Genomic DNA, 3425 nt, shown 5'->3' with positions numbered 1-3425 from the left:
CGTTCGGGCAGGGGCGTTCGGGCAGGGGCGTTCGGGCAGGGGCGTTCAGGCGAGGTCGGCCAGCGGCACCTTCGGGTCGGCGAGCCGTGCGGCGTCGACCCGGCGCCCGGAGCGGATCAGCGCCTGGACGTCCCCGGTCACGTCCCACACATTGGCGTTCATCCCGGCGACGACCCGGCCGCCGGACAGCCAGAACGCGATGAACTCGCGGGCCGCGCGGTCGCCCCGGTACACGACCTCGTCGTACTCCCCCGGCGCCGCGACGCCGGACATCTCCATGCCGAGGTCGTACTGGTCGCTGAAGAAGTACGGGATCCGGTCGTAGACGACGTCCTGGCCGAGCATGGCGCGGGCGGCGGCGGGCCCGCCGTTCAGCGCGTTCGCCCAGTGCTCCACGCGGATCCGGCGGCCGAGCAGCGGGTTGAAGGCGTTCGCGACGTCCCCGGCGGCGAAGATGTCCGGATCGGACGTGCGCAGCGACTGGTCGACGAGGACGCCGTCGGAGACCTCCAGCCCGGCCTCCTCCGCGAGCCGGGTGTTGGGCCGCACCCCGATGCCGACGATCACGACGTCGGCGGGGACCTCCGCGCCGCCGGACGTGACCACCGCCGACACCTGCCCGGCGCCCCAGAACCCGGCCACGCCGTCGTCCATCCGCAGGATGACGCCGTGCTCGCGGTGCAGGTCGGCGAAGAAGCCGCCGAGCTCGGGCCCCATGGCGGCGTGCAGCGGCGTCGGCTCCGGGTCGATGACCGTCACCTCGTTGCCGTACGAGCGGGCGGCGGCGGCCGTCTCCAGCCCGATCCAGCCGGCGCCCGCCACCACGACGCGCCGGCCGCCGTGCGCGAGCGCCTGCTTCAGCGCCGCCGAGTCGGCCATCGTGCGCAGGTAGTAGATGCCCTGCAGCTTGGAGCCGGGGACCTCCAGGCGCCGCACGGACGCGCCGGTCGCCAGCAGCAGCCGGTCGTAGCGGATCGGCTCCTTGGTGGAGAGCCGCACCTGGTGCGCCTCCCGGTCGATCGCGGCGACGGACGTGCCGAGCCGCAGCTCCACGCCGTGCTTGTCGTACCAGTCGGCCTCGTGCACGTGCGCCTTCTCGCGGGGCTCCTCGTCCAGCAGGAACCCCTTGGACAGCGGCGGGCGCTCGTACGGCCGCTCGATCTCGTCCCCGATCAGCAGGAGTCTGCCCGTGAAACCCTCCTCGCGGAGCGTCTCCGCCGCCTTGGCTCCGGCCAGGCTCGCACCGGCGATGACGAACGTCTCCTCGGGCATGGCGACCTCCTGTAGATGACTTGTAGCTATCCCTACAGCGCCCCATGTGACGAGACAAGAGCCGCCGCCTGGCGCGTCCAGGCGTGTCCACGCGCTGGGAGCGGCCCGTACGGGCGACGATCAGCGGGGACGGGCGGCCAGCATCCGGTGCCGGGCCATCGCGGAAAGATCGGTCAGCGAGGCGATCTGGTCGATGACGGCGCGCAGCCGGGCGGCGTCGTCGGCGGCGCCGGTGAACGCCTCCCGGAAGCCGGGGTCGAGCGTGCCGGGCGCGCCGGCCAGCATCATCTCGGCCAGCTCGGTGATCAGCGTCCGCTGCCGGGCCCTGACCTCCTCGTGGCTGATCCACACGTAGTGCGCCGTGATGCCCTTGAGCAGCGCGTTCTCCAGGCGCTGCACGCGCGGGACGATCAGCTCGGCGGCGTACCGGGTCAGCGGGCGGTCGCCGTAGGCCGCCCGGGTCGCGGCCTCGGCGGCCAGGCAGAACCGGCCGATCAGCGTGCTGGTCAGGTTCTTCAGCGCGGCGAGGCTGCGCGGCGTGCCGTCGTAGCGGTCCGGCCAGTACGGCTCGGCGAGCAGCGCCGCGAAGCGCTCCTCCAGCTCGGCGAGGTCGGCGTCCGGGCAGTACAGCTTCCCGGCGGTGGCGGCGACGAGCCGGCGCTCGGCGGGGTCGGCGAGCCGGACGAAGTCGACGTGCCCGGCGACCAGCGCGTCCTCCAGGTCGTGCACGGAGTAGGCGACGTCGTCGCTCCAGTCCATGACCTGGGCCTCGAAGCACGTCCGGCCCTCGGGCGCGCCGTCCCGGATCCACGCGGCGACGTCCATGTCGTCGTCGTAGACGCCGAACTTCCCGTTCACCGCGCCGGACTGCGGCCACGGGTACTTCATGGCGGCGTCGAGCGCGGCGCGCGTCAGGTTGAGGCCGACGCTGCGCCCGTACAGGGGCGGGCCGTCGGCCGCGAACGACTTGGGCTCCAGCCGGGTCAGCACGCGCAGGCTCTGCGCGTTGCCCTCGAAGCCGCCGCAGTCGCGCGCGACGATGTCCAGCGCGTACTCGCCGTTGTGGCCGAACGGCGGGTGGCCGATGTCGTGCGACAGGCACGCCGTCTCGACCAGGTCGGGGTCGCAGCCGAGGGATTTGCCCAGCTCGCGGCCGACCTGGGCGCACTCCAGCGAGTGGGTCAGCCGGGTGCGCAGGCTCTGCACGGTGTCGGCCGCCGCGTCCGCGCCCGGCGAGGCGACCTGGGTCTTGGCGGCCAGCCGCCGCAGCGCGGCGCTGTGCAGGACGCGGGCGCGGTCGCGCTCGAACGCCGTCCGGTCGCGTCGCTTGGCCGGCTCGGGCGCCCACCGCTGCCGGTCGCGCGCGGTGTAGCCGTCGGTGTTGTCGCTCGTCATGGCCCTATCCAGGGTAAGCGGCACGATCAGGTTCAGCGGCTCGGCGACGCGGGGGACGACGGGGCCGGGGTCCCGGACGGGTCAAGGCGAATGCGCTTGGCGGTCTCGTCCGGCACCTGGACGCTCTTGCCCAGCAGCACGTACGACAGGTAGCCGCCGGTCTCCCGCACGATGTAGTTGAACTGCGTGCCGCGGGTCTGGACGCTGGGCCCGCTGCGGGTCGGGGAGGCGGCCGCCCTGATGCCCTGGTCCTCGGCCATCCGCTTCGACCGCAGCCCGTGCCACGGGTCGGTGACGATCACGGCGGACGACCAGTGGTGCCGGTCGAACTCCCGGCCGGCGGCGCGCAGGCTCTCCAGCGTGTCCCGCCCGACGGGCACGGCGAAGACCTTGCCCGCGGGGACGCCGCCCTTCTCGATGAGCCAGGTGCGGCCGGCGGCGGCCTCGGTGTAGTTGTCGCCGGGGGCCTTGCCGCCGACGGTGACGATCGCGGGCGCGACGCCGTCGCGGTACAGGTCCAGCGCGTGCTGCAGCCGCCACTTGAGCGTCGGGGACGGCACCCCGTTGTACTGCGCGGCGCCCAGCACGATGATCGCGTCCGAGCGGGGGCGCTCGTCCTGCCGGGCCTGGTACCAGACGCGCGCCCCGACGGTCAGCGGGGTCAGCACGGCGATCGCGAGCAGGGCCGCGACGACGCTCACCGGGACCGTGACCCACCGCGACCGGCGGCGCCGCCCGCGGCCGTCCCGCTCCCCGGC

Annotated in this window: 3 protein-coding genes; all 3 read right to left on the bottom strand. The window is 74.0% G+C overall.

Annotated features, from left to right (window positions below):
- Positions 1–45: 45 nt before the first annotated feature.
- Positions 46–1272, bottom strand: coding sequence for an NAD(P)/FAD-dependent oxidoreductase (locus ACIWVC_RS20585; protein WP_396447023.1), 1227 nt, complete (start codon positions 1270–1272; stop codon positions 46–48).
- Positions 1273–1392: 120 nt separating this feature from the next.
- Entirely contained in the window at positions 1393–2667 is a 1275-nt protein-coding gene (locus ACIWVC_RS20580; protein WP_396447024.1) for a deoxyguanosinetriphosphate triphosphohydrolase, read from the bottom strand.
- A gap of 32 nt (positions 2668–2699) precedes the next feature.
- A partial coding sequence (locus tag ACIWVC_RS20575; protein WP_396447025.1) for a YdcF family protein occupies positions 2700–3425 on the bottom strand: 726 nt, incomplete at its 5' end.

Source organism: Actinomadura sp., from assembly GCF_044508335.1.
Classification (GTDB): domain Bacteria; phylum Actinomycetota; class Actinomycetes; order Streptosporangiales; family Streptosporangiaceae; genus Spirillospora.
Note: the sequence above shows the minus strand (reverse complement) of the source record. Positions and strands in the feature narration are given on the sequence as shown.